The organism is Deltaproteobacteria bacterium (genome assembly GCA_019308905.1).
Classification (GTDB): Bacteria; Desulfobacterota; BSN033; order WVXP01; family WVXP01; genus JAFDHF01.
On sequence record JAFDHF010000027.1, the window covers coordinates 1 to 25,575 of the forward strand.

Here is a 25,575-nt window from a genome sequence, read left to right on the forward strand (position 1 = left end):
GACATCTTGAAGAAATGCTGCCCAGACACCCGTTGTACCATCATGAAGGCGGGAGATGTCATGACCAGCCCTCTCATCACCATCGATGGCGATGCGGCCATCGGTGAGGCTGCTGACCTAATGGCCGACAAAAACATCAGAAGGCTCCTCGTGACCGAGCAGGGGAAGATCAAGGGTATCATAACAGAGAGAGACGTGATGAGGGCCACCCTCGACGTCTTCAAGACCCTTTCAGAGGCCTTTGTCTGAGAATTCACCTGGCATCGCCTCTCACACCAAGATGATGGAGATCAGCGAGTCGCTGAAGGAGGGCCGGAGAGAGATCGATGAAAGAGAGATTCGGCACTTTTGTTCTTCTGGTCGTCCTCCTTTCCTGGCTCCCTGGCTGTGCACCCTGCTCGACCTATTTGGAGAGGGTGCGGAACAACGAGGTCGTCTTGGATGCTTGGGCCAGGGGCAGGAGGGCGGAAAAGAGAGGAGAGTACCGGAAGGCTAAAGAGGAGTTCTACTTCGTAAAGCGTTTTGCCACCACTTACTACCTGCAGAGAAAGGCCCGACGGCGCTATGAGGCTGTAAGCAGAATCCTCGAGCAACCGGAGGACAAGAGGTGAACGATCCGCAGTTCCCCTTCACCTTCGAATCAACAGAGGCGGAGGATCATCTCCCGCTCAGAATCCATCGGACCTATGAAACAGAACCCGCATTTCCGGTATACGTGGACCGCGATGGAATTCGAGGTCGATACCGTCAGCCAGAGGCACTCCAGCCCCCTGGTAGAGGCAGCCTCTGCCACCAGGTGGATGAGTTCCGTCCCGATCCCCTGGTTCCGGAAATCCTGATGAACGAAGACGAGCAGCTCGGCCATGAGAGTGGATGGAATGGGAATCGCCGATGTATGCCCTATCACCCTGGTCTCATACAGAGCCAGGAAAGTGATATCCCCCTCCCGCAGGAGTCTCTCAACCCACTGCCTTCGCGTTTCTTCCAAACGGGGAGGAAGCCCCTGGTAGGCTTCTTTAGGCTCCAACTGATCGTAGAAAGCGACCAACCCCTCGAGTGCCCCTTGAAAGAAGGGGCATATCGTGACCTCCTTGCCCAGCTTTGTCCTGAATGGGCGGGCCTCCAATAGCTACCCATCCTTCTCGGTTTCGAGAAAAGCCTCTCTTCCCTCTTCCACGGTCTCCCACTTCATGCCCGGGGAAACCTCTCCAGAAACCTGTCCCTCCGGAGGAAAGGTTCCGGCCCGAAAGATCTGCCCTGTTCCACCTTACGGTCCCTTGACCCGCACCACACGGCCCCCGGTCATTCTTATGAGATCTCCAGGGGGGAGCCGGAAGATAGCGTTCGGACTGCCGGCCGCGGCCCAAATCTCATCGTGTCTCAGCAGATCCTCGTCGATATAAGTTTCCATAGGCTCCGCATGACCGACCGGAGGGACACCACCGATGGCAAAACCCGTTCTCTCCCGGACAAAATCAGCACTCGCCATCTCTACAGGTTCGGAGCAGTATGAGGCGATTTTCTCCTCGCTCACCCGGTTCGGACCGCTCGCAATTACCAGAATCGGTCTATCCGTGGATTTCGACCTGAAGACAAGGGACTTTGCGATCTGACCTATGGTGCAACCCACGGCCTGTGCAGCGTCGGCAGCGCTTCTCGTCGTCCTTTGAGATTCCACCACTCGATGAGAAAACCCGAGCCGCCTCAGTTCATCCTGAACCTTCTGGGCCTTTCGACTCAACTTCCCGGACATGGTATCCCCCAGCAAAACACCTCTCCCTCATAGAATGCCCGAACAACCAGCAATGACCAGCAACCCAGTATAGCAATTCTGCATGCTTGTGTCCATTACGCCCCGCCGGCCTTTACCGGGTCCCCGGCCGAATCTCCCGCCAACGGTGAATCCGCGCGCTTCCGACCGAGATCGTCGAACCGACAAAGTCCTGTCTCCGGAGCGGGGAAACCCCTCCCCGTGATTCGGCTTGACATTCCTCGAGGGATGAATAGACTGTGTGTAGCAGCCTGCCTTCTGCCAAGACCCACCAGTCCCAGCAAGGAGGAAACCATGGAAAACCCCTGGTACGAACATTATGAAGAGGGTGTTCCCAGATCTCTTACGTATCCTGAGGGACCGATCTATCAGCTCCTGGACGAATCTGTCCGCAACTACCCCGACCATGTGGCCATCATCTTTCTCGGAAAAAAAATTACATACCGGCGCCTGGGCGAGCTCGTGAATCGTTTCGCCACAGCAGTAAAGGCGGTCGGGGTCAGGAAGGGAGACAGGGTGGCTTGCATCCTGCCGAATTGCCCGCAGTTCGTCATCTCTTACTACGGTGTCATAAAAACAGGGGCGGTTTTTGTCCAGATAAATCCCCTAAACAGCCCAAAGGAGATACAGTTCCAGCTCGCCGACTCGGGAGCCGAAACCATCATCGTTCCCGACGTCCTCGACCTGCCCGGCAAAGTCGGTAAGATCAGATCTCAAACGCCGCTCAAAAGAATCATAAATACGAGCTTCAAGGAGTTCCTGCCTTTTCCGAAGAACGTCCTCTATCCCCTGGCCGCAAAGCCTTCCAAGTTTGAAAAGGGCGACGGGGTCTTCAGGTTCAAGGAACTGCTCGACAACCACCCGCCTGCTCCTCCCCCTGTGTCTCCTCACCCGGACGACGTGGCCCTGCTTCTTTATACCGGTGGAACCACCGGTATTTCCAAGGGTTGTATGTTGACTCACAGAAACCTGGTCAGCAACGCGATCCAGTGCAGCCTCTGGTTCGCCAAGGCGGAAAAGGGGAAAGAGATCTTTCTGTCGGTCCTCCCCTTTTTTCATTCCTACGGAATGACGACCGCCCTGAACCTTCCCGTCTACTTCGGTGCCACCATGTTCGTCCTCCCCCGTTTCGAGCGGGACAAGCTCGACGGTTTCCTCAAAGACATAGAGAGGATCCGGCCTACCGTCTTCCCGGGTGTGCCTGCCATATACCAGGCAATCATCAATTTCCCGGAAGTGCGCCGCTACGATCTCACCTCCATCAAATTCTGCATCAGCGGGGCGGCCCCTCTGCCCGTCGAGATCTGCAAGACTTTTGAGCAGATCACGGGCGGCAAACTCGTCGAAGGATACGGCCTCACAGAGGCATCTCCGGTCACCCATGCCAACCCCCTGTTCGGCAGCCGCAAGGTGGGAAGTATCGGACTCCCCTTCCCTGACACGGAATGCGAGATCGCCGATCTCGAAACAGGAGAAGGCCCCCTGCCTCCGGGTGAATTGGGAGAACTCCGCATAAGGGGTCCCCAGGTTATGAAGGGATACTGGAATAATCCCGAAGAGACAGCCGGATGCATCAGGGAGGGGTGGCTCTACACGGGTGACATCGGAAAAATGGACGAAGACGGGTATTTCTATATCGTGGACCGGAAAAAGGACATGATTATCACGGGTGGCTTCAACGTCTATCCAAGAGATATCGACGAGGTCCTCTTCAAACATCCCAAGGTCAAGGATGCCGTGGCCGTGGGAATCCCCGACCCATACAGGGGTGAGACGGTGAAGGCCTACGTGGTGCCCAAAGAAGGTGAACAGATTACAGAAGAGGAGATCCTCTCATTCTGCCGCGAGAACTTGGCCAAGTTCAAGGTTCCCACGGCAGTCGAGTTTCGAAAGGAACTCCCCAAGACCATGATCGGTAAGGTACTGAGAAAGGCTCTGAGAGAGGAGGAGATGCGCAAACAGGAGAGCGGAGGATCCGAGAGCAGGGGTGGATCATGAGACGGGTTGCAGTTGTCGGTATCGGCCATAGCCGCTTCGGAGTCCGATCAGATGCCTCGCTCCGTGAGCTGGCCTTCGAATCCGTGAAGGCCTGCCTCCAGGACGCGGGGGTCACCCTGGAGGATGTGGATGCCATGGTGACAAGCGTGGCAGGAGACGAATTCGCCTTCTCCCTCCAGCCCTCTGCTCAGGTACATGACTATATCGGCTTCCACCCGAAACCGAACTTCAGGGTTGAGGGGGCCTGCGCGAGCGGCAGCATGGCACTGCGGACGGGCTGGATGACCGTGGCCTCTGGTCTCGCCCACACGGTGCTGGTGGTTGGTGTCGAGAAGATGACAGAGGTGCCGACCAGCGTTGCCACGGATATCATGGGGCGGGGCGGAGACGCCATGTGGGAATACCCCTTTGGCATGACTTTCCCAGGCTACTATGCCATGCTCGCCCAGGCCCATATGGCCGAATTCGGAACCACGGAGAGACACCTGGCCATGGTGGCAGTCAAGAACCACTATTACGGCAGCCTCAATCCCATGGCCCACATGCAAAAGGAGGTAGCCCTGGAGAAGGCCCTCTCATCCTTCACCGTGGCCTATCCCTTGAAGCTCTACGATTGCAGTCTGATCACAGACGGTTCTGCCTCGGTCCTCCTCGCCTCCGAACAGAGGGCCAGGGAGATAAGCTCAAAGCCGGTCTGGATCGCAGGCCTGGGGCTTGCCACCGACACCATGGCCATCGGGGAGAGAAAAAGCCTCACCTCCCTCAGGGCGGCAGAGGTCGCGGCCCAGCAGGCCTATGAGATGAGCGGACTCGGTCCTTCCGACATCGATGTAGCCACGGTCCACGACTGCTTTACCATTGCGGAAATCGTGGCCTATGAGGATCTCGGGTTCTGTTCCAAAGGCGAGGGGTGGAAGCTGATCGAAGAGGGTGAAACCTATGCCGAAGGCAGAATCCCTGTAAACCTCGACGGAGGGCTCAAATCCAAGGGACATCCCATCGGTGCTACAGGCGTTTCCATGGCAGTGGAGATCACCAAACAGCTCCGCGGGGAGGCTGAAAAACATCAGGCGAGAAACGCGGAGATCGGGTTGACACACAACGTAGGCGGGAGTGGGCAGGTCGCTGCGGTCCACATCTTCAGGGGGGACTGAATGGGGTTCAGGGATTTTTCCTTACATATAGATCAGACCAAGGTCGAGCGGTTCGCCCGGGACCTGGCCTCGGGCAGGATCACGGCCACAAGATGCAAGAGCTGCGGGACGGAGTTCTTCCCTCCCAGGGCTGACTGTTTCAGGTGCATGGCAAGCGACATGGAATGGATCCCTCTAGACACCCGGGGCAGACTGGCCACTTTCACCATGATCCATGTTCCCCCGGAACATTTCGCCTCAAAGACGATGATGCCCTTTTCGTCGATCACCCTCCAACCCTGCCCTGTGGGTCTCCTTGAGATCGAAGGCGGACTCAGGATCATGGGCTGGATCCCCCATGTGGAGCCCGAAAACCTTCGGATAGGCATGCCCTTGAAGGGGGTCCCCCACACCCTGCCGGACGGGAAGGTGACGATTCTCCTCGAACCCGTCGACACTGTCCCCGAACCCGGCAACCAGAGGGCCTAGCAGGGGAGAAGTCCTCGATTCCCCTGGTAGAGAGCGGTGAGATGGAGACAAGAAGGATCGTCGACCACCTCGAAGAACTGGCCGAGAAACTCGGCATAGAGGTCATCCATGAAAGCCTCGCAGGGGAGGACTTCCCCGTGAGGAGCGGCATCTGCAAGGTCAAGGGAAGGTACAGGATCTTGCTCGACCGGTCCGAAACCGCCGAAGACAAGATGAGGGTCCTTGCCAGAGCTCTCGCGTGTTTCAATACAGAGGGAGTCTACCTCCTGCCCCAGATAAGGGGGATCCTGGAACAGGTCAGGAGATCGCAGTAAGATCAGCACCTGTCTTGCGGGCCTCACGCAGGCAGGACGAAGCTCATCGCCTTATCACATCGAATCCCGTGTATCTTCTGAGCGCCTCAGGGACGACAATGGAGCCGTCGGCCTCTTGATAGTTCTCCATGATTGCCATAAGGGCCCGGCTCACGGCGACCGCCGTCCCGTTCAGCATGTGAACGAATTCGTTCTTCCCCGTCTTCCTCGATCTGTACCGGATCTTCAGCCGGCGGGCCTGGTAGTCGGTGCAGTTCGAAGTGCTCGTCACTTCACCCCACTCCCCCTGATCGCCCCGTCCAGGCATCCAGACCTCCAGGTCGTACTTCCTGTAAGCAGGGCCTCCCAGGTCGCCCGTACAGATGTCTACCACCCGATAGGGCAACCCGAGGCCGGCAAAGATACCCTCCTCGTAGCCCAGGAAAGACTCATGCATAGCCTCTGACTGGTCCGGCTCTGTGAAGGCGAACATTTCAACCTTTGTGAACTGGTGAACCCGATAGAGTCCCTTGGCCGCACGCCCCGGTGCACCGGCCTCTGTCCGGAAACAGTGGGAGATCCCGAGGAGTTTCATGGGCAGCTCGTCGGCAGGGATGACCTGATTGGCGTAGAGCCCTCCCAGGGTGATCTCCGCTGTCCCGATAAGACAGAGATCGGAATCGGCAATCGAGTAGACCTGTGTCTCCTCGCCCCTGGGATTGAACCCGATTCCGTCGACGATCTCGCTCCGGGCCAGATCCGGAGTGACATATAGGGTAAACCCTTCCCTGGCGAGCATGTCGATGGCATACCGGATCAGGGCATACTCCAGCAAGACCGCCTCGTTCTTGAGGTAGTAAAACTTCTGTCCAGCTACACGGGTGCCTCCCTCGAAATCGACGAGTCCCAATTGTTCCCCCAGCTCGACATGGCTCTTCGGTACGAAGTCAAACTCCCGCGGCCTCCCTACCCGCTTAATCTCTCGATTCTCCTTTTCCGAAGTCCCCACCGGTGCCTCGGGATGGGTCATGTTCGGGATCATCGAGAGTTCCTCGTAGTACGCCGCAGAAATCTCTCGGAGCTGCTTCTCGTTCTCGGCGATCTGCTGCTTTGTCGCCTTCGCCTCTCCCACCAGATCCTTACGCCTGTCCGGATCCTCCTGCCTTGGGATCATCTCCGAGACTTCCTTCAGCCTCCTCCTGAGGTTGTCCGTCCTGAACTGGAGGTCCCGCCGCTGGCTGTCAAGATGGAGCACCCGGTCCACGTCTGCCTCAATATTCCGGTTCCGGCAATTGGTCTTGACAGCTTCCGGGTTCTGCCTGATGTACCTTATGTCGAGCATGGCTCTCCTTCCGTCTTCTACGCATATCTGGGACACGCTCTAGTGGCCCCTTCCCCGGTCAAACCCTGCCACGGGAGCTAGTATACCACATGCAGGCAGGGCCGGCATGGGGCCGGCAATCAAAGGGCCTATCCCCCCTTCTTCCCCGTGGATCCATCTACTCCGCTTCTCGATCTCGCCTCGCAATCCTCCCCCTCGATTCTCGGCAGATTCATCAGGTAGATCGCGGCGATGGCCAGAGCTATTCCAACCACCCTTCTCGGTGAGGCCCTCTCGCCGAGGAGCAAGACGCTCAGGACCACCGCCACGACCGGATAGAGACTCGATATCGACGAAACCAGGCCCACCGGGTTGGCCCTCACGGACCTGAAATAGTAGTACGCCCCCAGGTAGTTGCAGAAACCCGCAGAGAGGGCACACAGGCTACCGAGAGGGTGGAATTCCATGCTGATGAAAAACAACACGATCATTCCACAGAAGGCGGTGCCTATTATCCCCAAGACCAGAGCCGATTCGGCCGATATCGTCCTTATGATGACCTTCGGCAAGAAGGTCCAGGTCCCCCAGCAGAGGATCACCAGGAATATGTAAATCATCCAATCGTTGTTCATCGTGTGCCCGCGGCTTGCAAGGGACTCAACGGGCCAGAGACGTCCCGCCGAAGATCCTATGTGAGGATCAAATAGATCGCCACCAGAGCCAGGAAGACTCCGGCGTAGTTCAGTTTCCTGAATTTTTCTCTCAACAGAACACTCCCGAGTATCAAGGTGGTGATCGGATATGTGGCCGACAGAGGAGCGACCACAATCGCATCCTGCTTGGAAATCGCAAGCAGATACAGAAGAATCCCCACGTATCCGATGATGCCGTTTACAAAAGCCCAGGCAGGCCCCCTCCCCTTGATGGGAAGGCGCCCCCCGAGCCTGTACATCAGGACGAGCCCCACGGCCAGTCCCGCGATCACCTCATACACCATTATGCTCGAAGGAGATATATACTCCGTAGCTATCTTGGGAAGGAACGCCCACAGGCCCCAGGCGACGACGGTGATGAGAGCATAGCCGAGATTCTTCATCCACCACCCCACGAGCAGCCATGATCCCCGACTCCGGATCGCCTCGTTAGGCGGTACTTCCCCGGGCAATGCATCCACGGGTAAGAAATGATATAGGAGACTTGAGAAACCAAGACATCCTCCCCCTTCTGTCCCCCCATTTTATAACAGAACCCCGAGACACTATCCAGATGCACCTTCATATTCCGGGGCCCCGGTCTTGTCAAAGGGAAGGCAATTTGCTAAGGTTTGGCCTGATGGAACCCGACTGAAGAACGTGCCCCGGGGATTTCTCCCGGTAGTTTGGACCCGACTCATGAAGCTCTTCCAATATATCAAGAGGGAGCTCATAATCACCGGGCTCAGAGCCAAAGACAAGGCAGATGCACTCCGCCGTGTGACACGGGCTTTCAAACAGGCCGGGCTGGTCGAAAAGGATGGAGAGCTGTTGAGCCGTCTCATGACAAGAGAGAAAGTGATGACCACAGGCATTGGAAAAGGCCTCGCCGTGCCCCATGCCTTTTCGGAGGAGATCGAGGATATGGCCATTGCCGTGGCCCTCCTCAGCAAAGAAGTCGATTTCCAATCCCTTGACCAAGAACCGGTGAAAGTCATCTTCATGATCGTTGCCAATGACCGGAGAACCGATCTCAATCTCAAGGCCCTGGCAGGAATCTCTCGAATGACAATTCACACGCCCCTCGTAGAGAGACTCCGGTCCGCCCGTGACCCCGGCGAGGTTCTCTCTATCATCCAGGAAAGCGAAGGACAGGTGGCCCACCATTGAAAAGATCGATCCATCTGCTGGTCTTTGTCCTCAATAAGGAAGAACTCCTCGACGAGATTCTGACAGGGCTTCTCGACATCGGGGTGTCCGGGGCGACCGTGGTCGACACCATGGGCATGCTCCAGGTGATCAGTCAGGACATCCCGATCTTTGCGGGATTCAGATCGATGACAACCGGCGGCCGGGGCCACAACAAAACGGTATTCTCGGTCATAGAGGACGAAGAAATCCTGAGGGAGGCCATCGCCTTTGTCGAGGAGACCTGCCTCCAGTCTCATCAACAGACTATCGGCATCCTCTTTGCCGCACCTCTTACCTACTTTTCCCGCCTCGGGCTCCCCCGGAGTAGTCGCCACTGAAAAACCCCCGTGGAACGAAGACAACGAGGTTTCTAGGGCGCCCGTCTTACCGAGCGGAAGGGCCGTCTTCCGGTGGCAACTAGATAGAAGGCAGCGGCCGCCGCCGGCCTGCCCGTGTTTCTCCCACTCTTGCCAGAGCCAACTTGAAAGCCACCGGACCTATCAACTGGTTGACGGCAATCACTGCGACGACGATGGTGGCAAAGGAGACGCCCCATTGCGGGAACCGCCTGGCCACGATGGCCGCCAGTCCAAGGGAGACCCCTGCCTGGGTGACAAAGGCAAGCCAGCTGTTCCGGTAGAAGGTCGGAGGATCACCGCTCAGCCGCCCCCCGAGAAAGGCGCCCAACCAGATCATCACGAGTCTAACACCTGCGAGGGATATGGCCACATGCCAGGTCTGTCTCAGGGCGTCCAGATCCAGGGCCGCACCGGTGAGAGCAAAAAAGATCACATAGACTGGAAGGGAAGACCGGTCGATGGCATTCATCAACCTCTCACCCTCGGAGGAGCGGTTTTGAATGATGAAGCCTGCAGCCATACAGATCAAGAGCGGCTCGAGATGGAAAGCGACGTGGAAGGACTCCCCCATGAAGGCTCCGAGGTAGTATGAAAACCTGGCGATGGAGAATGTGACGCCAAGGACGAAAACCGCCAGATAGACCCGGATACGCTTGATATAGAAGGCCATGAACAGACCGACAAGATAACCGAGGGAAAGGGAGAGGAGTATCTCCGCCGATAGAACCAGAAGCAATCCTGCATGGAAGGATCCATCCGATTGCGACAGGACGCCGGCGACCGAAACGGTCGCGGCAAAAAGCAGGATAATCACGACGTCCATGGCCACGGTGACGCCGAGAACCCCCTCGGTGAACGGGCCCCTTGCCCGGCATTCTTTGATTATTGCAATGGCGGACGATGGCGACCTCGCCACCGAGATGACTCCGAACAGAAGGGCCACGGAAAACAAAACCGGGAAACCCATCTCGCGGGTAAAGGGAACCAGGCCGTGTGTGGAAAGCACGAATAGGGTTACACCGGACCATACCACAGTGGTAAGAAAGAAGATAGTGTAGAGGATACTTCTGTACCTGCTCCTCAGATCCTTGACTCTCAGCTCCCCACCCGCTGCAAGTGCTATGAAAGTCAGGGCAAGATCGTCAACCACCTTGAGCCGCTGGACCATCTCTATCTCGACAAAATCCAGGATGTGGGGACCGAAGAGGAGGCCGGTGAAGATGTAGCCGCTGATCTTGGGCAGGGAGACTGTAGAAAAGATTTCGCCTATAAGGTAGGCCGCCAGAAGGAGGAATCCAAAGGCTACTGTCACCTGCGATTGGGCGGCAACAAGACCGTCGGTCCCGAGGAAACGGACCACTCCCATGAGAGCCACAATGGCAACGAAAGTCAGGACCCTCGTCATGTCTCCTCGCAGTAACGGTCGAACACCCTTCTCGCCAGATATGGGCTGATCAACTCGTTCACCATGACAGCCAGAAGGACGATGGCAACCACCGTGTCTGTCACATCCGAAGGATAGGCCCGTTGGAAACCGAGAACCATTGCGACGGCAACTCCCCCCTGGGAGACCAGTGTCACGCCAACCGTCCTGGGACAAGGAAAGGCGGCGAGATTGCGAATTGCGAGATACCCTCCGAGCATTTTCCCCACAAGCCGGGCAGACCAGTAGACACCGGCCAAGAGGAAGACCTCTGCCCCCCCCACCCGCCACGTCGCCCCGGCCAGGACCAGGAGAATGAGGTATACCGGCTTCTCGGCACCCACGAGGGTTTCCATCACCCTTTCCCTGGCAGGAGACAGGTTCACCACCAGGATTCCCATGACCATGCAGACAAAGAGCGGGGCAAGATGGAGGTAAGCGGCGATCCCCCCGCTGAAGGTCACCATGCCGATTACGATGAGCAGGAGTTCCTCATTGGAGGCCTTGTGAAACATGAAGGAGTTGAACAGAAACCCGACTATCAATCCCAGACCTACACTGACCGCAAGCCCGCGCAGCAGGATAAACAATCCCGTCTCCCCTGAAGGGACGGGCGGGATGTAGCAGAAGAGCAAGCCGAAGATCCCCAGGCCGACCAGGCCGTCCAGACTGGAGATGTACCGTACCAGTCTCACGATTCCTACCCTCGGCGCCCTCATCTCCTCGGCAACCAAGGCCGGCACCGATTGAGCCGTAACCCCTGCAGCGGCGGAAAGCACCACACACGCAGCAAGGACAAAGGCGGGCTCTCCCGGCACCATGCGCCAGAATAGCCAATAGAAAACCGAAAAAACCAGGGCCATTGTCACCATCGACTGAATAACCGTGCCCATCCAGTATGAGGGAGGAAACATCCGGAGTTTTCGAAACTCCACTTGCACGCCGAAAAGAAACCCGATCCATCCGAGCACCAAGCTGAGAAAGGGACCGAGGCTCGACAGGGTTTTCTCGTCGAGGATATTGAGGAAGTTACTGCCCAGGAACAGGCCGATCAAAATAAACTCCGTACCGGTGAGAAACAGGTATTGAGTGAGAAAGGGGAGGCGCATCCGGACAAAGGACTTTCGCGCACCGATCATGGAGATGCCGAGGATGACGAGGAGACCGATGATGATCTTGACGCCCACAAAGACCGTCCTTCCAGAAGGCCGGTTTCTTTCAGGGAACCGGCATGGATGGCTTCTGATTCGGTTTAGGATACATTAAAGGGAAAGAAGAGCCGCCGGTCAAGACAAATCTTGACCGGAGTTTCCTCATCTTTTGACCGAAGATCCCTGCCGGTCTTTAGCTCCACGGTTGTTTCTCTTCTCGACATGAGCACCCCCTCTTCCCTTCGCTTCAAAGACCTTGAGGAGCGGCCCATTCCAGGGGGGAAGACTCCGGTCTCTCGCTTTTTTCTTGTGGCGGGACTCGGCCAAGGGGCTGAGGGCGGGGTCGAGAGAAAAAGGGATATGTTTTGACTTTTGGAGAAATAGTATAATATGTTTAGGCAGTCATCCTGATATTCCCGATTTGGCTTGAAATAACTTGAAGATGTGTTAATAATATTAGTAGAGGTGTGTCCTGTGACATGGGACCAAGGGGGGAAGGGAAGACGTTTGTCTCGTGGTCTTTCTCCGGATAAGACCTAACAGATCCCGTTGAGAACAGAACCTTACAGGGCGGGTCGCATCCATCCAGAGGTCGCCTTTATGCAAGAGGAAATACCGGTCTCTCCTGGTAGGTTCAACAGGCTCTTCCGGTTCTGATCAGTCTGACCCGTCCTTTCTCGTTGCATTCCACAAAGCAAGCATCGATCCTGCCGTACTCCTGAAGCCGGCGATGGGGTCTGTTTCCCGGTTTTCAACGGGTCCTGGTGGAAATGCCGTCCCGGAACACCTGTTCCCAAAGTCCGAACACGATTAACTGGAGGAGAGCCAATGTTCACCAATCCAGAAATAGATCCCGAATGGGAAGAAGAGGGTTGGGCACGTTCTCCTGACGAGGAGGAGCCCCTTGCTCACGAAGACGAGCTCGAACTCGGCGAGGAGGAGAACCCCCTCTTCCTGTATCTCCGGGACATGGCCCGATATCCCTTGCTCAGTCGGGAGGACGAGGCCAGACTCGCAAGGGAAATCCAGGAGATCCAGGAGGATTTGCTTCGTCTTTTCATGGAAATTCCTATCAAAGTGCGAGAAATCGAACATCTCAAGAGAACGATGCGCTCCGGAGGAAAAGGGAAAGGCAGGGTTTTGAATGCCAAGGCTGATTTGATCAATCGGATTCTGCTCCGGCTGAGGGAGATCGATCCCGACAAGGCGCGGGAGTATCGCATGACAGAACTCCTGGATCAAATCCACCTGTTGGAGGCCAGACTCGGAGAAGCTTTCGGCCGCATGGTACAGTCCAACCTCAGGCTGGTGGTCAGCATCTCCAAGCACTTCCTCAACAGGGGACTCCCCCTTGCCGACCTGATTCAAGAGGGCAACATGGGCCTGATGAAGGCCGTCACCAGGTTTGATCCAACAAGAGAGCTCCGTTTCAGTACCTATGCGACCTGGTGGATCCGTCAGGCTATCCACAGGGCCATCGAGATGAAGGGAAGGACCATCCGGATGCCCGTGCACATGTTCGGGGCCCTGAATCGTTACCGCAACGTCTTGCAAGCCCTCAGCGAAGAGCCCGGGGAATCTGAAGGCCTCTCCCCCGAGCAGATCATGGAGAAGAGCAGGCTCTCCCAGGGGCAGTGGGAGGTCCTCCAGAATCTCGTCGAGGAGCCGCTATCCCTTGAGATTCCTGCAAGGGACGGTGAGGCACGACTGATCGATCTGGTTCCGGATCGAAAGACCCTCTCTCCGCCGGAAGCTGTGACCAAGAGGGAGGTTTCAGAGAAACTCAGAGAGGCCCTGAGAAACCTCTCCCCCCGGGAAGAGGCTGTACTCAGGAGGCGGTTCGGGATTAATCACGAAGTGGTTTCCACCCTGGAGGAGATCGGAAACGAGCTGGGCCTCTCCCGTGAGAGGGTGAGGCAGATCGAAAAGAGGGCGCTCCGAAAGCTGAAAAGCGAGGGAGTTGGAGAGGATCTCCAGAAACTCCTGTGAGGGCACAGCAGCTGCCAGCCCGGCTCACAAGGCGATCATTCCCTGAAAGCCGTCATGGGCTCTTCAATTGTCTCCCCCTTTTCGAAACGCTCCAGGCATAGGCGTAACAGATCCTGGGACACCCCTTCCCCGGTGACGAAATCCGCAATGAGCCGGCCGGCGGCAGGACTGTGCTGAAAGCCGTGGCCGCTGAACCCGTTTGCGGTGACAAACCCTTCCAGGTCTCGAACCGGGCCTAGGATGGCGTGATGATCCGGAGAGATCTCGTACAGGCCCGCCCAACCCCGGGCCATGCGGGCCTCCTGGAGAGCAGGCACCCGGGCTATCGCCTTCTCGGCCGTCTCGGCCATCGCTGAAGGCTCGATGGAGGTCCGGAAACTCGGTTCCCTGTCGACAGGACCTGCCAGAAGCAGGCCCTTGCCCTCCTGGCGGAAGTACCATCCCTGGTCGAAATCGATGACCATAGGGATGGGCTCATCGGAGAGGCTGAAGGGGGCCGTTACAAAGAGCTGGCGCCTCACGGGTTTTACCGGGATCTCCACACCGGCCATGCGCCCCGTAATCGAAGCCCAGGGTCCGGTTGCATTGACCACGATCCGGGTCTCGATCTTCCCTGTGCTCGTCTCCACTCCCGTAATCCTCCCGCTCCTCCCATAGACACCCACCACCTCGGTCTGTTCCCTTATCCGGACCCCCAGCCTTCGGGCCACCCTCACCATCCCGGTCATGGCCTCGTAAGGCCCAGCGTAGCCGTCCAGAGCGCAGAAGGTTCCTCCTGCCAGATCTTCCCATCGAAGAAATGGCCACCTGTAGTGGATCTCCTCGGGGCTCAACAACTCCACCGGAAGGCCAAAGGATCTCTGGAGTCTCACGTTCCTCCTGAACAGATCCAGAGTCTCGGGACGCGTGGCCAGGAAGAGATATCCAACCTGCCTGAACTCGAGGTCCACACCGGTGAGTTCCTCGAAGCGGGTCCAGAACTCCAGGCTTTCCCTGGAGAAACGAATGTTGATGTCGGTGGAGAATTGGGTCCTGATCCCCCCGGCACAGAGCCCGGTGGACCCCCCGCCGAGGGATCCCCTTTCGAGGAGGATCACATCCTTCATCCCTCTTCGGGCGAGATGGTAGGCGATGGAAACGCCGACAATCCCCCCTCCGACAATGACTACGTCGCCTTTCTCCACGGTCACCATCGACCTTCATCGCCCACACCGGATGCCTCGACCGCGACCAATCCGGCAGGAGAAACCCTCAATCGCACACCTTCCTGAAATTGCACCTGGCCCGGGTCTTTTCATCCCCGGTCTTTCTAAAGAATCTCTCCTCTCTCGGCACGTTGTTTGCCACGTCGGCCAGGAGGGACTGCATGTCCGCGATACTTCCCCGGATGTAAGAAGTCGCACTCTCGATCTCCCTCCGGCCTATGGTGAAGTCCACACTCCGGTTCGAGAGGAGATTGTACTCTACGAGTCTCACCCTCTCCGGGGGCAGCCTCCACCTCTCCATGGCGTACATGGCATAGCAGGCGAGCTGGAGAGATATATCGGCCCCGAGGCTTCGGCCCGTCTTCCAGTCGATGATGACGGCGCCCTCTTCTGTCCGGAAGCTGCAGTCTATAACAGCCCATATCTTCGTTCCGTCGAGGTAGAAGGAGGAGAAATCTTCGATCTCCAGCCACATCCGGCGGGGCAGGTCCTTCAGCATGAGGAACATCTCGGAACCGTAGAAGTTCCTAAGGCACTGTTCCACATTGTCCGCAACCCGCTTCCATTCCGCATCGTCAAGCTCTTCGCCGTACTCGTGCTCAAAAAGGGCGCATGTCCTTGGATGGAGGAGATACCTCTTCTCCCTGGATGACCTGAACTCCTCGCGCATCCGGTCGAGGGTGATCGATACGATATCGTCCACCTCGAGTATCGAGACACCCCGCTGGAGGTTCCTCAGGGTGTGCTTCAGGCATTCGTGCACCTTCTCGCCCGCCCACATGTACCGGTTCTTGAGGTTTTTGAGAATGTAGATCTGCCTCGTTCTCGGCGGCGCGTCCTCTCGCCAACCACCCCAATACGCGTAATAGCTGAAGTGATACTGCCTGGGGCAGGCTCGGAAAACCTCGTCCCTGGACTTGGACCACGAGAATTCGTTCCGGATCTTCTTCGCTCCTCGGGGTTCCCTCCTCGAGACGGTTTTCCACTCCGCCACAAGAAATGGAGGGAGCGTGCCTCATCTCTCCCGGGGGAAGCCCCTACCTCCTCAGGACACGGCCGGCCAGTCTGTTGTTGTACTCTCCATTCTCAACCACCACCCTGCCGTTGACCAACACGTATTCGACCCCCTCGGCATACCGCATCGAATCGCCGAAACCAGCAGGGGAATCGAATCTCCCCATGTCTATGATAAGGATATCCGCATCGTAGCCCTCCTTTATCAGCCCCTTTCCCTTGATCCCGAATCTGCTTGCCGGATAGCCCGTGGCCTTGCGGACACCTTCTTCGAGCGGCATGATTCTCTTTTCGAGAATGTATTTCCTGAAAAAAGTCGGGTAGGTCCCATAGAGACGGGGGTGAGGCATACCTCCGTAAAGACCATCCGTGCCGAGCATGCTCCTTTGGTCAGCCAGGATCCTGGTGACGCTCTCCTCCGACATGGCATGCATGAGCATGCTCGCCCGGCCTCCCTCGGCCAGGATTATGTCACACAGAGTATCAACCTCGTCTCGACGTGTCTCCTTCATGATATCGGCGAGAAATCGGCTGTCAAAGTCTCGAAACCCAGGAGATCTGAGATTGGTGACCATGAGGCCCCCGGCACCTGTGGCGCGGAGATAGTTCTCCCATCCCTCGATCCCGTGATGGATATCTTCCCGTATGCGGTCCCGGATCTCCTTACTCCCGAGGCGGCGGAGCATCATCTCCGTCCCGCCTTCAAGGACCCACGGCGGCAACGCGGCGTTGAGCGTCGTGCTGCCGACGCTGTATGGGTAGACGTCGAATGTGATGTCGAGGCCGCACTCACGGATCAGTTCAAGCAACCGGTCCGTCTTGTTCCAATTCTCCCTTCCGAAAGCCTTCAGATGAGATATGTGCAGCCTTGCCCCTGAAAAGGAAGCTATCTCGATTGCCTCCTGGATCGACTCGAGGAGAGTCTCCCCCTCGCTCCTTATGTGGAAGTTCAACAACATGTCCTCCTGTGCGGCTGCCCTTGAAACGCTCTTCAGCTCTCTCCGGGCGGCGTAACAGGCAGGGGCGTAGACGAGCCCGAAGGACAAACCGAATGAGCCTTCACGAGACGCCCGACGGGTCAGCTCCTCCATATGCCTGATCTCCTGGGAACTTGCAGGACGGCTCTGCCATCCCAAGGCGGCGAGCCGTATGGCACCGAACCCAACCTGGGAACCGAGATTGACCTGCAAGCCTCTCTGCTGAAGAATCTCCAGATACTCCCCAAGAGAGACCCAGTTCCATCCCCTTCCAAGCTTTCCCCAGACGCCTTCATACTGGGCCGCCCACTCTTTCCTGTTCTCCGGCGAGACAGGGACAACAGAAAGGCCGCAGTTGCCGACAATCTCCGTTGTGACGCCCTGCATCAGTTTGGGACTTGCCTTGTCGTTGTCGAGCACCGCCAGGTCGCTGTGTGAATGGATATCCACGAATCCTGGAAGCGCATGGAGTCCTTCAGCCTCGATCACCCTATGAGCATTACTCCCCGGTATGTCCCTCCCGACAAAGGCGATCCTCCCGCTGGAGGAGATACCGATCGAACCGGATCTGGGCCTGCCGCCCGTTCCGTCGAGGATCAGAGCATTCCTTATCAGTGTTTCGATCACGCGCCGCTCCTCTTCTATGTTATACACATCGCCCTTTCCATAATCCGACAAAAATCGCCCCCCTCCCCTATAGGATGGCGGACGCAGTCCCTCACCCGAGCACCTGCCTGGCCGGGACAAGCACCCCTGTCCGGCTCAACGCTCCAACGACGCGGGCAGGTTCATCGACAACCACTGCCGGGATGCCCTCGACGGCATTGGGCTCAGAGACTTCTGTATACCACCCGGCCGCCCAGGATGGTCATGGTCACGCCGATCTCTCCGATCTCCCCCGGCAAGACATCCCACGGGTCCTCCTCCAGGACAACCATGTCCGACAACCGGCCCACGGTGAGCGACCCCTTCACATCTTCTTCGAAAGAGGCATAGGCTGCATGGGACGTGTACATCTTGAAGGCCTCTTCGATGGAAATCTTCTGCCAGGAACCGACGACTTCACCTGTCTTGGTCTGCCGGGTGACCATCGTCTGGACTCCCAGAAGAGGAGGATGCAATCCACAGGGATGATCAGAAGAACCCGCCACTCTGATCCCCTTCTCCAGGAAGCTCCTATGTGCGAACATGGTCTCCACCCGCTCCCGTCCGTAGTAGGGGATGAGCTTTTCGCCGTGCTGCCACAGGTAGGACCCGAATGGAACGGCCAGGACCCCAAGCAGGCCCATTCTTTCCAAAATCCTCTCATTGATGACCGTGCAATGCTCGATCCTATGGCGAGGGTCGGGTCGTGGAAATATCTCCTCGGCTCTCCCTATGGCGTCGAGGGCCATTTCGATGGCCACGTCTCCGTTCGCATGAAGGCATGCCTGATAACCAAGACGGTGAATCCTCTCGACCAACTCGTTCAGGAAACCCTGGTCTTCGATAACCAGAACCCCATGGTCCTCAGGGTTGTCGGCATATCCGTCACCGAAAGCGGCTGTCCGCCCGGCAATCGCCCCATCGAGGATGACCTTGATCCCGGTAGATCGGACGAGTTCGTTTCCCCACCCTCCCAGGAGACCCAACCCCTCCAAATCGTGGAGGAGGAAGTAGCTGAGCAACATGTTGACCCTGAGAGGCAGCGATCTCTCCCGGGCTGTATCGAGATAGGAAGTAACATAGCTGGAAGAGACCAGAGCGTCGACGACACTGGTGAGACCCGCCGAATTCAACACCTTGGCGGCTTCTACGAGAGCCCTTCTCCGGACCCCACGATCGAATGGGGGGACCACGACCGGCTCTCCGCTCATGGCCTGGTCGGCAAACCGAAAAAAAGCGGCTTCGATCAATTGCCCGGTCAACCGGCCGGTGGCAGGATCCCTGCCGAGCCTGCCTCCCTCAGGGTCCGGGCTGGTCTCATCAAGGCCTCCTCGCCTCAGAGCCTCTGAATTGGCAATCCCCCAGTGGAGGCTGACATGAGATACAATGACCGGATGGCGGGGAGCCACGCGGTCGAGATCGTCCCGGGTGAGAAGCCGCTGCTCTTCCATCTTCGTGTCATCATAGAGGATCCCCCGGATCCATTCTCCCTCGGGCAGCCGCTCGGCTTCTGACCGGATAACCTCCGCGAGTTCCGAGAGGCTCCTCACCCGGTCCGGTGAGAGATCGACCTGGAGAAACATCTCGGCAAAACTCGAGAGGTGCTCGTGAGCATCGATGAAACCGGGCAAAACAGTTCGTCCTTCGAGGTCGAGCCGCTCGGTCGCTCGACCGGCCAAACCGGCAAGCTCCTTGTTCGAGCCGACAGCAATGATCCTGTCCCCCATGGCGGCAAGGGACTCGGCCACGGTTCCTCTTTCATCGAGAGTCCGAATCCTGGCGTTCTCGACCAGTAATGTCGCCTCTGCGGTCGGTCCCTTTGAGTCCGATCTCTCAGCAGTTCCCATAAGAGTCACAGGGTCGCGGAACAAAACGTCCAAGATGAACAGGCCAGATGCTATCAGACTCGGCGGATTTCGTCAAATCACGCGCGAGATTCGAGGCTCAGAGGAGCCTCCAGTTTTCAGGATCAACATGGCCAACCAGAAGCACACCGCTTTCCCTGGCAGGACCGGAGTCAGGACCCTGCTCAGGCGAGTCCCTTCTCCCGTCCTCTTCTATTCGGTCTGGTCCACTTTCTATAATAATAGGAGCAGGCCAAATGCTCAAAAGGGAGGCAAAGAGGGACATGTTGGCTCACGACAACAAGCAGCCCGGTGATGGGAAGGCCGGGGAAACCGCCGGATTTGGGAAAAAGGCCGGCCGAAATATTCTATGGGAGTTCAGGCGGACATGGCCCCAGCTCCTTGTGACAGACGTTCTGGCAAAGGGCGCCGGCTTCGTCTTACTCACTCCACTCGTCGCCGTGCTTCTTCACATATTCTTGACCGGCGCAGACAACCGAGTACTCACCAATGAGGGGATCTTGTTCTTTTTCCTCCGCCCGGCGGGTCTGGTGCTGCTCATCCTGGTGGGGGTTATATGGGCCGGCATCGTCTTCGCCGAACAGGCAAGTCTGATGGCCGTCTGCCTTGGGACGGCCGAGAACCGCCGCGTGACCTGGGGACAGGCACTGCGTTATTCGGCTCGACATGCCGCAGCCATGACACGGCTCGCAGGGAGGGTGGCGGTCAAGAGCCTTCTGCTGGCGCTGCCCTTCCTCGCTGCCGCAGGAGGGGTCTTTTTCGCCTTCCTAACCGACCACGATATAAACTACTACCTCACCCAAAAGCCGCCGGTCCTGTGGGTGGCAGCCCTGCTTATCGGAGGGATCCTCCTCGGGCTTTTGGTACTACTTGCCCGTCTCGCCCTGGGGTGGACCTTCGCATTGCCGATCCTGTTGTTCGAGGAATCCGGGCCCAAAGAAGCACTTCGCTCCAGCCAAACCAGAACAAGAGGCCGCAGGTGGACGATAGCTCTCTGGTTCGCCGGCTGGGCGGCACTTTCAATAGCCGCCTCGGCTCTGTTCACCTGGATCGTGGGCTTTGCCGGCCGATTCCTGATCCCCACTCAAAGCGGTTCTCTTCTTCTCGTCGCCGGTGCGGTCGGAGCGGTATTCATACTGAGCTCCCTGGGGAATCTGGCCATCTCCTTCCTGGCCGCGGTGTTCTTCGCCCTTCTTGTGGTACGTCTCTACCGAGCATGGGGGGGAAGAGGGGGGCTCAAGAACCGGTCGATCGCCCCGGTTGGATCGCTTGCCGGAGAGCCTGCATGGCGGATTAGACGCTGGACTGTGCTCTGGGGGAGCCTCGCGGCAGCTGCAGCCGTCGCCGTGACGGCCGTGATCCTGGTCCACTCCATCCCGGTCGACGCCCGCATTGAGGTGGTGGCGCACCGCGGGGGCGCTGGGGTGGCACCCGAGAATACGCTTGCGGCCATGGACCGGGCCATCGCCGACCACGCCGATTGGGTCGAGATCGATGTCCAGGAGACCGCGGACGGGAGGGTCGTCGTCGCCCACGACATGGACCTCATGAGAGTCTCGAGGGTGGGCCTGAAGATAGGGGAAGCTACTTATGCGGAGTTGGAGAAAGTCGATATCGGGAGCTTCTTTGCTCCTGAGTTCAAAGACCAGAGGGTGCCGACCCTCCGGCAGGTCCTTGATGCCTGCAGGGGAAAGACCGGTGTCATCATAGAGCTGAAGTACTACGGATACAACAAACACCTCGAGCAGCGGGTCGTCGAGATCGTCGAAGCCACGGGTATGGTCTCACAGATCGCAATAATGTCACTGAAGTACGAGGGAATACTCAGAACAAAGGCTCTCCGGCCGGACTGGACCTATGGTTTTTTGAGCGGCCTCGCTGTCGGCGACCTGACCGCCCTCGACGTCGACTTCCTTGCAGTCACTGCTGGCCTGGCCACCAGGCGGTTGATACGGACGGCCCACCGGCGGGGAAAGAAGGTGTACGTCTGGACCGTAAACGATCCAGTGCGGATGTCGGTGATGATCGACCGCGGCGTTGACGGGATCATTACAGACCAAGCGGCCCTGGCCGAATCTCTTCTCGCCAGACGGGCACGCATGACCTCCGTCCAGCGCTTCGTCGTCGGAATCGCGGCCCGTTTGGGTCTCCTAAGGGGAATGGAGCAATCCTCGGATGTATCAGATGCCTAGATTTATGTTTAGAGTTCAGAGCTCGTAATTTCGGGGGACGTAGGTTCTCAAGCAACTTACTCTTGCAAGTAATCCATGGTTTCCGGCATCTCCTCGGAATTGGCCGACCGATTGACGGCCGAGGTTGTGACACCCAGAAAACGGGCAACCTCGGCTCCAGAATATCCCATTGTCTTTACCGCCAACTGACAGAACAACCTCCTCGCTCTGACGACATTCCCATACTTCCCTCCAGACCGCAACTCAGATTCCGCTATCCCCTCTCTTTTCGCTATCCTTCTGGCCAAGGATGTGAGGTCACAGACCTGAGCAGATAATCTCAACGTCTCTTTTTGCCTCTCCTCAGCCTCAGACAGCAGCAGCCTGACAAATTCACTGCTGCCCAAAATCCTCTCATCTGAGGCGATCTTTGTCCCCTTCCGCCTGAGAGAGAGAACCTGCGACCATCCCCCAAAGCTGCGAATCAAGCCTCCTCCGACAAGATCCTCCCTGTGCCCTTGGGATACACCATCCCTGACGAAAAACTCGTAACGAGAAATCGCTTCTCTTCTCATCTCGCCAAAATACTGAAGAACCGCCTCTGTATCCTGCCAGGCACGCTCCACTCGCCCCACGATGGCGGAATGGCCCGTCCAATGATACCCATTTAGCTCCTCTAAGCTCTTCACAATTCCGGCCCTCAACGGATTGAGGTGAATATATCTTGTCAACTCCAAGAAATACGGATCCTTCTCACAGACGATCGACCTATATCTGTTTTGAAAGAGATGTCCGTACCGGTTATGCCTCCGGTTGTAGCTAACCGCATAACCGGTCAGAAGTTTTCTCATACTCTTGGAGAGGCGTTGAGTGGCGGTTCTCGCCAGAAGATGGAAATGGTTGGGCATAAGGGCCCACGCATAGACTATCAACGAACCTTCTTGACAGAGAGTAGAAAGGCGGTCGAGAAAATCCTCCCGATCTCGGGTGCTCCTGAATACTCTTACCCGATCGATTCCCCGACCTATGACATGGTGCAAGGTTCCAGGCGCATCGAGTCTCGCTTGTCTTGGCATGACCGAAGGTTAGATCATCCAGGTTATCTTGTCAAGTTGCTTGAGAACCTACGTCCCCTTCTTTTCCTTCTTTTCTTTTTTTGTTGACACGAGACCTGCTCTTCTGGTATTCTCCTTGCCGTAAGAAATAGGGAGCTCGGAAGATGATTGGAATTTCTGGAAAAGGTCTTCGCTGGTGGTGGTGGACGTCAAATCGGAGGGATTTGCCCGATGATGGCCACTGAGGGATAGACCGGACGATGATTGAGGCCGTGGGCAGATCCTTTGCTCACGGCCTTTTTGGTTTGATTCAGAAAGCCGTGAGCTTATTGGGAAGGCTCACGGCTTTCTGACTTTTTGGAGAAAGTGATCCCATGTGAAAGGAGAAAGAAGATGATCGGGGAAGCGATTCGACGAGTCGTTCAGGGCCATGACCTGACCGGAGGGGAGATGGAGAAAGTAATGGGGGAGATCACCGGGAGGAAGGCCTCTTCTGAGCAGATCGCCTCATTCGTCACAGCACTGCGGATGAAGGGGGAGACGCCTGAGGAGATAAGCGCCGCAGCAAGGGTGATCAGACAGAGAGCCTCGGTGATCCGTGCAGGAGACGACCTGGTCTCCATCGATCGTGAAGAAATCACCGTGGAAAGGGAGACCATTCTGAACACGGCAAAGGGCTTTACCCAGGGAACCAATACCTTCAACATCTCAACCGCCGTGGCACTCGTCCTGGCAGGAGGCGGCTTGAGGATCGCAAAATACGGGAGGAAGTCTGTCTCTCCCCTATGCGGATCAGCCGATGTAGTCGAGTCCCTGGGGATCAACCTGGATCTGACATCCACACAGCTCGAACGGTGCGTCAGAGGGTTGGGAATCTGTTTCCTCTATGAACCCCTGGTCCAGAACGGCCTCGAACACATCGTGGCCCTCCGCAGGAAGATCGGCCTCCGAACCATATTCAATTTCCTCGACCCCCTCATAAATCCGGCAGGGGCATCGGTCCAGGTGCTCGGTGTCTACAATCCGGACATGACCGAAATGATGGCGGCCGTCCTGAGGAATCTCGGAATCCGGAGGGGACTGATCGTCCATGGGGAAGACACCCTGGACGAGGTCAGCATCACCGGAAAGACCAAGGTCACGGAGTTCACAGGCAGTACCCTCAAGAGCTACGTGATCCGGCCCGAGGATGTCGGGCTTGAGAGGGCGGAGCTCGTCGATATCAGAGGAGGAACCGCGGGGGAGAACGCAGAGATCATCTTGGAGATCTTGAACGGAAGCCCCGGGCCCCGTCGTGATGTCACGCTTCTCAACGCGGGCGCGGTCTTCATGGCTGCCCGAAGGGCAGAGAGTCTCACGCAAGGAATCGAGATGGCCAGGAGATCGATCGATTCAGGGGAGGCTCTCGACAGGCTTAAGGGATTGATCGAGCTCACCAACCAAAACGACAGGTATGTAAGGAAGACCTACGAGCTGGAAACAGGGGAGACGAGCCAGCAGGGGTTTCAAGGATCTTGATGAAAGGGCGATGGGGCTTTTCCGGAAATTTTTCTTGAACCGGTGCTTGACATACGGGTTTTTTTGTATTATGCTACCCTTCAATCAAACAGGTGGGTAGCATGATGATAAAGGGATTCGGAAGGGTTTTCTATTTTAGCTTTTATTACCTTTTCGTCATGGTCTGCCCACAGGGCTGGGGTTAGGGACAAGGGGATCGAATCCAGAAGCCGTGGGCAGACGAACGGTGCTCACGGCTTTTTTGTTTTAGAGCCGTGGGACCCTCGCCCGCGGCTCTTGCTTTAGGAGGAAGAAACCATGCTCGTCATCATGGAGGAAAAGGCGACCCCCGAGCAGATTGAGGAGGTCATGCAGAGGATCCGCGCGCTCGACTACGAGTGCCATCGGATCGAAGACGAGAGAGGTGTGGTCATCGGTGCAACAGGTCACGGCAGGGGAAGGCACCGTCTCCAGGTTTTGGAATGCCTGGCGGGAGTGGAGCGTGTGGTTCCCATATCCTCCCCGTACAAGCTCGCAAGCAGGGAGACAAAGAGGGTAAGGAGCTATCTGAAGGTCAACGATGTCGAGATAGGCAACGGGCGAATCGTGGTCATGGCAGGCCCCTGTGCCGTGGAGAACGAAGCCCAGCTGATGGAAGCAGCGAGGGCCGTGAGCGAGGCAGGCGCCTCGATCCTCAGGGGAGGAGCCTTCAAACCCAGGACGTCACCGTATAGCTTTCAGGGGCTCGGTGAAACCGGGCTAAAACTCATGGCTCGAGCCAGAGAGGTCTTTGGTCTCTCTGTAGTGACAGAGGTTATCAGTCCCCAGGACGTGGACCTCGTTGCCAGCTATGCCGATATCCTCCAGATCGGCGCACGGAACAGCCAGAATTTCTCCCTTCTGAAGGAAGTGGGGCGAGTTGGGAAACCCGTTCTCTTGAAACGCGGCATGATGACGAGCATCGAGGAATTCCTCATGGCAGCCGAATACATACTCTCCGAGGGGAACGACAAGGTGATGCTCTGTGAAAGAGGAATAAGAACCTTTGAGACTTCTACGCGCAACACCCTCGACCTCAGTGCCATCCCGGTTCTCAAGGAGAAGACCCATCTCCCCGTGATCGTCGATCCAAGCCATGCTGCCGGAAACTGGAGATACGTCCCTCCCCTCTCCCTGGCCGCCGTGGCGGCCGGGGCTGACGGGCTCATCATCGAAGTCCATCCATGGCCCGAGAAGGCCCTTTCCGATGGAGGCCAGTCGCTGAAGCCCGAACGATTCGGGAAACTCATGGCCGACCTGAGTCAACTGGCCAGACTAATGGGGAGGGACGCATAGT

24 protein-coding genes are annotated in these 25,575 nt (G+C 57.3%); 12 read left to right on the top strand and 12 right to left on the bottom strand.

Annotated elements, in window-relative coordinates:
- Positions 1 to 60 precede the first annotated feature (60 nt).
- Entirely contained in the window at positions 61 to 249 is a 189-nt protein-coding gene (locus JRJ26_10310) for a CBS domain-containing protein (protein MBW2057874.1), read from the top strand.
- A 77-nt stretch (positions 250 to 326) separates the two neighbouring features.
- On the top strand, positions 327 to 611 hold the full coding sequence (locus tag JRJ26_10315) for a hypothetical protein (protein ID MBW2057875.1): 285 nt from the start codon (positions 327 to 329) through the stop codon (positions 609 to 611).
- A gap of 29 nt (positions 612 to 640) precedes the next feature.
- Here the strand turns inward: JRJ26_10315 and JRJ26_10320 are convergent, their stop codons facing one another.
- Positions 641 to 1,126, bottom strand: coding sequence for a GNAT family N-acetyltransferase (locus JRJ26_10320; GenBank protein MBW2057876.1), 486 nt, complete (start codon positions 1,124 to 1,126; stop codon positions 641 to 643).
- Positions 1,127 to 1,267: 141 nt separating this feature from the next.
- Entirely contained in the window at positions 1,268 to 1,753 is a 486-nt protein-coding gene (locus tag JRJ26_10325; GenBank protein MBW2057877.1) for a YbaK/EbsC family protein, read from the bottom strand.
- A 312-nt stretch (positions 1,754 to 2,065) separates the two neighbouring features.
- On the opposite strand from JRJ26_10325, the gene JRJ26_10330 reads away from it, so the two are divergent.
- Genes JRJ26_10330 through JRJ26_10345 form a run of 4 tightly spaced genes read left to right on the top strand, consistent with a single transcriptional unit; the run spans position 2,066 to position 5,705 of the window.
- Complete coding sequence (locus tag JRJ26_10330; GenBank protein MBW2057878.1) at positions 2,066 to 3,769, top strand: long-chain fatty acid--CoA ligase; 1,704 nt, start codon at positions 2,066 to 2,068, stop codon at positions 3,767 to 3,769.
- Entirely contained in the window at positions 3,766 to 4,923 is a 1,158-nt protein-coding gene (locus JRJ26_10335; GenBank protein ID MBW2057879.1) for a thiolase domain-containing protein, read from the top strand. The genes JRJ26_10330 and JRJ26_10335 overlap by 4 nt, the downstream gene beginning before the upstream one ends.
- Positions 4,924 to 5,391, top strand: coding sequence for a Zn-ribbon domain-containing OB-fold protein (locus tag JRJ26_10340; protein ID MBW2057880.1), 468 nt, complete (start codon positions 4,924 to 4,926; stop codon positions 5,389 to 5,391). It abuts the gene before it with no gap.
- A gap of 41 nt (positions 5,392 to 5,432) precedes the next feature.
- On the top strand, positions 5,433 to 5,705 hold the full coding sequence (locus JRJ26_10345; protein ID MBW2057881.1) for a hypothetical protein: 273 nt from the start codon (positions 5,433 to 5,435) through the stop codon (positions 5,703 to 5,705).
- A 43-nt stretch (positions 5,706 to 5,748) separates the two neighbouring features.
- On the opposite strand, the gene serS is transcribed toward JRJ26_10345, so the two are convergent.
- The 3 genes from serS to JRJ26_10360 form a co-directional block, all read right to left on the bottom strand.
- Complete coding sequence (serS, locus tag JRJ26_10350) at positions 5,749 to 7,026, bottom strand: serine--tRNA ligase (GenBank protein MBW2057882.1); 1,278 nt, start codon at positions 7,024 to 7,026, stop codon at positions 5,749 to 5,751.
- Positions 7,027 to 7,154: 128 nt separating this feature from the next.
- Positions 7,155 to 7,637 (bottom strand): DMT family transporter, encoded by a 483-nt coding sequence (locus JRJ26_10355; GenBank protein MBW2057883.1) that lies wholly within the window; start codon positions 7,635 to 7,637, stop codon positions 7,155 to 7,157.
- Positions 7,638 to 7,693: 56 nt separating this feature from the next.
- Entirely contained in the window at positions 7,694 to 8,101 is a 408-nt protein-coding gene (locus tag JRJ26_10360) for a DMT family transporter (protein MBW2057884.1), read from the bottom strand.
- A gap of 295 nt (positions 8,102 to 8,396) precedes the next feature.
- On the opposite strand from JRJ26_10360, the gene JRJ26_10365 reads away from it, so the two are divergent.
- Together JRJ26_10365 and JRJ26_10370 are read left to right on the top strand one after the other, a co-directional pair.
- Positions 8,397 to 8,867 carry a PTS sugar transporter subunit IIA gene (locus tag JRJ26_10365; GenBank protein MBW2057885.1) on the top strand — a complete coding sequence of 157 codons (471 nt, stop codon included), beginning with the start codon at positions 8,397 to 8,399 and terminating at the stop codon, positions 8,865 to 8,867.
- Positions 8,864 to 9,226, top strand: coding sequence for a hypothetical protein (locus tag JRJ26_10370; GenBank protein MBW2057886.1), 363 nt, complete (start codon positions 8,864 to 8,866; stop codon positions 9,224 to 9,226). The genes JRJ26_10365 and JRJ26_10370 overlap by 4 nt, the downstream gene beginning before the upstream one ends.
- 79 nt (positions 9,227 to 9,305) lie before the next feature.
- Here JRJ26_10370 and JRJ26_10375 read toward each other — a convergent pair whose 3' ends face one another.
- A complete protein-coding gene (locus JRJ26_10375) occupies positions 9,306 to 10,652 on the bottom strand; it encodes a cation:proton antiporter (GenBank protein MBW2057887.1) in 1,347 nt (448 codons plus the stop codon).
- Entirely contained in the window at positions 10,649 to 11,857 is a 1,209-nt protein-coding gene (locus JRJ26_10380) for a hypothetical protein (GenBank protein MBW2057888.1), read from the bottom strand. Before JRJ26_10380 ends, JRJ26_10375 begins: the two co-directional genes overlap by 4 nt.
- 792 nt (positions 11,858 to 12,649) lie before the next feature.
- Between JRJ26_10380 and JRJ26_10385 the strand changes: the two genes are divergently transcribed.
- Complete coding sequence (locus tag JRJ26_10385; GenBank protein MBW2057889.1) at positions 12,650 to 13,810, top strand: sigma-70 family RNA polymerase sigma factor; 1,161 nt, start codon at positions 12,650 to 12,652, stop codon at positions 13,808 to 13,810.
- Positions 13,811 to 13,845: 35 nt separating this feature from the next.
- On the opposite strand, the gene JRJ26_10390 is transcribed toward JRJ26_10385, so the two are convergent.
- The 4 genes from JRJ26_10390 to JRJ26_10405 form a co-directional block, all read right to left on the bottom strand.
- Entirely contained in the window at positions 13,846 to 15,003 is a 1,158-nt protein-coding gene (locus tag JRJ26_10390) for an FAD-binding oxidoreductase (protein MBW2057890.1), read from the bottom strand.
- Between the two features lie 58 nt (positions 15,004 to 15,061).
- Positions 15,062 to 16,009: a PD-(D/E)XK nuclease family protein gene (locus JRJ26_10395; protein MBW2057891.1), complete on the bottom strand. Its 948-nt coding sequence runs from the start codon at positions 16,007 to 16,009 to the stop codon at positions 15,062 to 15,064.
- Between the two features lie 43 nt (positions 16,010 to 16,052).
- Positions 16,053 to 17,684 (bottom strand): D-aminoacylase, encoded by a 1,632-nt coding sequence (locus JRJ26_10400; GenBank protein ID MBW2057892.1) that lies wholly within the window; start codon positions 17,682 to 17,684, stop codon positions 16,053 to 16,055.
- Positions 17,685 to 17,836: 152 nt separating this feature from the next.
- The gene (locus tag JRJ26_10405) at positions 17,837 to 19,498 is read right to left on the bottom strand and encodes an amidohydrolase (protein ID MBW2057893.1); all 1,662 of its coding nucleotides are present in this window, start codon (positions 19,496 to 19,498) and stop codon (positions 17,837 to 17,839) included.
- A 254-nt stretch (positions 19,499 to 19,752) separates the two neighbouring features.
- Between JRJ26_10405 and JRJ26_10410 the strand changes: the two genes are divergently transcribed.
- Complete coding sequence (locus JRJ26_10410; GenBank protein ID MBW2057894.1) at positions 19,753 to 21,708, top strand: glycerophosphoryl diester phosphodiesterase membrane domain-containing protein; 1,956 nt, start codon at positions 19,753 to 19,755, stop codon at positions 21,706 to 21,708.
- 56 nt (positions 21,709 to 21,764) lie between these two features.
- Here JRJ26_10410 and JRJ26_10415 read toward each other — a convergent pair whose 3' ends face one another.
- Positions 21,765 to 22,763 (bottom strand): transposase, encoded by a 999-nt coding sequence (locus JRJ26_10415; GenBank protein ID MBW2057895.1) that lies wholly within the window; start codon positions 22,761 to 22,763, stop codon positions 21,765 to 21,767.
- A 372-nt stretch (positions 22,764 to 23,135) separates the two neighbouring features.
- On the opposite strand from JRJ26_10415, the gene trpD reads away from it, so the two are divergent.
- Together trpD and aroF are read left to right on the top strand one after the other, a co-directional pair.
- A complete protein-coding gene (gene trpD, locus JRJ26_10420; protein MBW2057896.1) occupies positions 23,136 to 24,260 on the top strand; it encodes an anthranilate phosphoribosyltransferase in 1,125 nt (374 codons plus the stop codon).
- 297 nt (positions 24,261 to 24,557) lie between these two features.
- Entirely contained in the window at positions 24,558 to 25,574 is a 1,017-nt protein-coding gene (gene aroF, locus JRJ26_10425) for a 3-deoxy-7-phosphoheptulonate synthase (protein ID MBW2057897.1), read from the top strand.
- Position 25,575: the final 1 nt, after the last annotated feature.

Excerpts from the sequence above, each read along its gene's own strand:
- JRJ26_10310 (MBW2057874.1), top strand. The coding sequence starts at position 61 with ATGACCAGCCCTCTCATCACCATCGATGGCGATGCGGCCATCGGTGAG.
- JRJ26_10315 (MBW2057875.1), top strand. The coding sequence starts at position 327 with ATGAAAGAGAGATTCGGCACTTTTGTTCTTCTGGTCGTCCTCCTTTCC.
- JRJ26_10325 (MBW2057877.1), bottom strand. The coding sequence starts at position 1,753 with ATGTCCGGGAAGTTGAGTCGAAAGGCCCAGAAGGTTCAGGATGAACTG.
- JRJ26_10330 (MBW2057878.1), top strand. The coding sequence starts at position 2,066 with ATGGAAAACCCCTGGTACGAACATTATGAAGAGGGTGTTCCCAGATCT.
- JRJ26_10335 (MBW2057879.1), top strand. The coding sequence starts at position 3,766 with ATGAGACGGGTTGCAGTTGTCGGTATCGGCCATAGCCGCTTCGGAGTC.
- JRJ26_10340 (MBW2057880.1), top strand. The coding sequence starts at position 4,924 with ATGGGGTTCAGGGATTTTTCCTTACATATAGATCAGACCAAGGTCGAG.
- JRJ26_10345 (MBW2057881.1), top strand. The coding sequence starts at position 5,433 with ATGGAGACAAGAAGGATCGTCGACCACCTCGAAGAACTGGCCGAGAAA.
- serS (MBW2057882.1), bottom strand. The coding sequence starts at position 7,026 with ATGCTCGACATAAGGTACATCAGGCAGAACCCGGAAGCTGTCAAGACC.
- JRJ26_10355 (MBW2057883.1), bottom strand. The coding sequence starts at position 7,637 with ATGAACAACGATTGGATGATTTACATATTCCTGGTGATCCTCTGCTGG.
- JRJ26_10360 (MBW2057884.1), bottom strand. The coding sequence starts at position 8,101 with ATGAAGAATCTCGGCTATGCTCTCATCACCGTCGTCGCCTGGGGCCTG.
- JRJ26_10365 (MBW2057885.1), top strand. The coding sequence starts at position 8,397 with ATGAAGCTCTTCCAATATATCAAGAGGGAGCTCATAATCACCGGGCTC.
- JRJ26_10375 (MBW2057887.1), bottom strand. The coding sequence starts at position 10,652 with ATGACGAGGGTCCTGACTTTCGTTGCCATTGTGGCTCTCATGGGAGTG.
- JRJ26_10385 (MBW2057889.1), top strand. The coding sequence starts at position 12,650 with ATGTTCACCAATCCAGAAATAGATCCCGAATGGGAAGAAGAGGGTTGG.
- JRJ26_10390 (MBW2057890.1), bottom strand. The coding sequence starts at position 15,003 with ATGGTGACCGTGGAGAAAGGCGACGTAGTCATTGTCGGAGGGGGGATT.
- JRJ26_10405 (MBW2057893.1), bottom strand. The coding sequence starts at position 19,498 with ATGGGAACTGCTGAGAGATCGGACTCAAAGGGACCGACCGCAGAGGCG.
- JRJ26_10410 (MBW2057894.1), top strand. The coding sequence starts at position 19,753 with ATGCTCAAAAGGGAGGCAAAGAGGGACATGTTGGCTCACGACAACAAG.
- JRJ26_10415 (MBW2057895.1), bottom strand. The coding sequence starts at position 22,763 with ATGCCAAGACAAGCGAGACTCGATGCGCCTGGAACCTTGCACCATGTC.
- trpD (MBW2057896.1), top strand. The coding sequence starts at position 23,136 with ATGATCGGGGAAGCGATTCGACGAGTCGTTCAGGGCCATGACCTGACC.
- aroF (MBW2057897.1), top strand. The coding sequence starts at position 24,558 with ATGCTCGTCATCATGGAGGAAAAGGCGACCCCCGAGCAGATTGAGGAG.